At 67.2% G+C, this 2,995-nt stretch carries 3 protein-coding genes and 1 pseudogene; all 4 read left to right on the forward strand.

The window, feature by feature from the left end; translation table 11 throughout:
- Positions 1-268 (forward strand): annotated as a pseudogene (locus AC1DHD_RS15260) (flagellar protein FlgN); the annotation flags it as partial.
- A gap of 10 nt (positions 269-278) precedes the next feature.
- Positions 279-1,685 (forward strand): flagellar hook-associated protein FlgK, encoded by a 1,407-nt coding sequence (gene flgK / locus AC1DHD_RS15265; protein WP_476880525.1) that lies wholly within the window; start codon positions 279-281, stop codon positions 1,683-1,685.
- A gap of 2 nt (positions 1,686-1,687) precedes the next feature.
- Entirely contained in the window at positions 1,688-2,575 is an 888-nt protein-coding gene (gene flgL / locus AC1DHD_RS15270; protein ID WP_476880526.1) for a flagellar hook-associated protein FlgL, read from the forward strand.
- Positions 2,572-2,961, forward strand: a complete 390-nt coding sequence (locus tag AC1DHD_RS15275; RefSeq protein WP_476880527.1) for a flagellar assembly protein FliW — start codon at positions 2,572-2,574, stop codon at positions 2,959-2,961. The genes flgL and AC1DHD_RS15275 overlap by 4 nt, the downstream gene beginning before the upstream one ends.
- Positions 2,962-2,995: the final 34 nt, after the last annotated feature.

Genomic DNA, 2,995 nt, shown 5'->3' on the forward strand with positions numbered 1-2,995 from the left:
GCCCACGGACGCCACTCTCGGCGAACTCGCTGCGGCAGCGCCCGAAGGCGCGTGGGCAGAAGTGCTCACGGCGCACCTGACTGCACTGACCCGCCAGACCGCCCTGATTAAGGAACTGCGCGACTCCAACGAGCAGTACCTCCGCACTGCCGTCCGCTCCACCCAGGAAACGCTCGCCGACCTGAACCCAGTGGCTGCCGGAACGTACGACGCCCAGGGTAAGACCGGGGATACGGCCGGCTCCCGACTCTTCGACCAGCAGTTCTAAGGAAGCGACCATGAGCACCTTTGGCGCCCTCAACACCGCCTACCGGGGCCTCACAGCGGCGCAGCAGGGCATGAACGTGGCGGGCCAGAACATCGCCAACGCCGCCACCGAGGGCTACACCCGGCAGCGGGTTGAGCAGTCCGCCGTGGCCGCGCCGGCCCGCGGGCTCTTCTCAGGCGGGGCGGTTCAAACGGGCCAAGGCGTGTCGGTCGACGCGATTGCCCGGCTCGGCAGCRGCGTCCTGGACACGGCTGTCCGCTCCGCGAGCGCACAGGCCGGCTACGCAGGGATCCGCTCTTCCGCGCTGCAAGGCATCGAAGGCGTACTGCAGGAGCCGGGTGACAACGGCATCTCCGCAGCGCTCCAAGGGTTCTGGTCAGCGTGGCAGGGGGCGGCCCGCCAGCCGGACCAGGACGGGCCCAAGGGGTTGCTGCTGACCGCCGCCAATTCTGTCACCGACAAGATTTCTTCCGGCTACCAGGCCCTCCAGGGTCAGTGGAGCAGCGTCCGCGCCCAGGCAGCCGACGCCGTCAACGCCGTGAACGCCGCCGCTAGCCAGGTGGCGGCCTACAACGCCACCATCCGCTCAACCCTCGCGTCCGGCGGATCCGCCAACGAGTTGATCGATGCCCGCGCCAAACTTACCGACACTATTGCCCGGTTGGCCGGCGGCACCGTCCGCGAACAGCCCGACGGCACCGTGGACGTCCACTTGGGCGGAAACGCCCTGGTCATGGGCACTTCGGTTCGTGGCCTGGAGCTCTCCGGCAGCCAGGCCGGAGATACCATCGGGTCCACAGTGCAACTGCTTTGGAAAGACCCGGCGGGGGTGGCCTCGTCCGACGGCGGTGAAATCGCCGGCGCCCTCTCCGTGCTGGCCCCGGCCGCCGGCGGCAACGGAGGCGCCATCGCCGAGGCGGCGCAGTCGTACAACAACTTCGCCACTACATTCGCCACCGCGGTGAACACCGTTCACCAGTCCGGAGTTACCGGCGCGGGCGCATCAAACGCCGCCTTCTTCACCACCGGCAACCCGGCCGCCCTCTCAATCAAGGCACCGACGGCCACGTCCGATATCGCCCTTAAAACCGCGGGCCAGGGCGCGCTGGACACCAGCATCGCGGATCAGATCTCGCAGCTCGGGACGGGTCCGGCCTCCCCGGACAAGGCCTGGTCGGACATCGTCACCGGCATCGGCGTGCAGTCCCGCGGGGCGCAGCAGCAGGAAGCGCTCACGTCCGCAGCACAAGTCTCGGCGGTGACCGGCCGGGCATCACAGGCCTCCGTCAGCCTGGACGAGGAAAACGTCAACCTCCTCACCAACCAGCACGCCTACCAGGCCGCGGCCCGCGTGATGACAGCGGTCGACGAGGCCCTGGACGTCCTGATCAACCGCACCGGACTGGTAGGAAGGTAACCATGCTGAACCGGGTAACGAACCTGACCATGAACGCGAACGCCCAGCGGACCCTGCAGTTCCAGCAGGCCAAGCTCGCTGAGCTGCAGGACAAGGCCACCTCGCTCAACAAGATCTCGCGGCCCTCGGACGATCCCGCCGCCACGGCCCAGGCCCTGGCGACACGGTCGCTCCAGGAGGCCAATGCCCAGTACGGCCGAAACATTGACGACGGCAACACCTGGCTCACGGCAGCGGACTCCGCCTTGGAACAGGCCACGAACGTGATGCACAGGATCAAGGACCTGACGGTGCAGGCGGGTAACGGTTCGCTGCCGCAGTCAGGCAAGGACGCGATCGCCATCGAATTGAAGTCACTGAACAAGGACCTCGTCTCGATCGCCAACTCCAAGCACCTGGGCCGGAACATCTTTGCCGGGAACTCCGACGCCCCGGAAACGTTCACCGGCACACCGCCCACATTCACCGGTGCCGGCGTCAACCCCGTGGAGCGGCGCATCAGTGCCACCCAAACGGTCCGGGTGGATGCCGACGCTCAAAAGATCTTCGACAGCGGCTCCGGGTGGGTCTTCGACGCAGTCCAGTCACTCGCAGACACCCTCACCGGCGGCGGCATGCCCAGCGCCACCCAAGTCAGCACCTTGGACACGGCTTTTCAGAACATCGTCAACGGCCGTGCTGAAATTGGAACACGGCAGGCACAGCTGGAACGTGCCGGCAACGTCAACACCGAAATGGAGGCTTCCTTGGACGCCCAGCGGACCGGGATTGAAAAAGCTGACCTCGGCAGCGTCATCATGGACCTGAAACTTCAGGAGACCAACTACCAGGTGGCACTGGCCGCTACGGCCAAAGTCCTCCAGCCCACCCTGATGGACTTCCTGCGATGAACTCCGTCCTCAGCAGCACGCCGGTCACTTTCACCGCGCCCATGCCCGGCCTGGAGAGCGTGCACGACTTTGCCCTGCGGAACATCGACAGCGCCCCGGGCCTCTTCGCCCTGGAGTCCGCCGCCGCACCGGTCCGGCTGTTCCTCGCGGACGCGGCCGTGTTCGTTCCCGGCTACAAACCGGCCGTTCCCGCCGCGGCGCTGGAGGCCCTGGAGCTCGACGGCGGCGAAGCACCCCTGGTGCTTGTTGTCATCAACCACTCCCCCGCCGCCACGACGGTGAACCTGATGGCCCCCATCGTGTTCAACCCGGCCACCCGGCGGTGCACCCAGCTTGTGCTGGACGGCAAGGAGTACCCGCTGCGGGCGGAACTCGGCGCGCTGTAGCGGGGGCCGCCGTCGTTCACCAGAAGTGGGCGAC

It is taken from the genome of Arthrobacter sp. 05L45_2 (assembly GCF_056397525.1).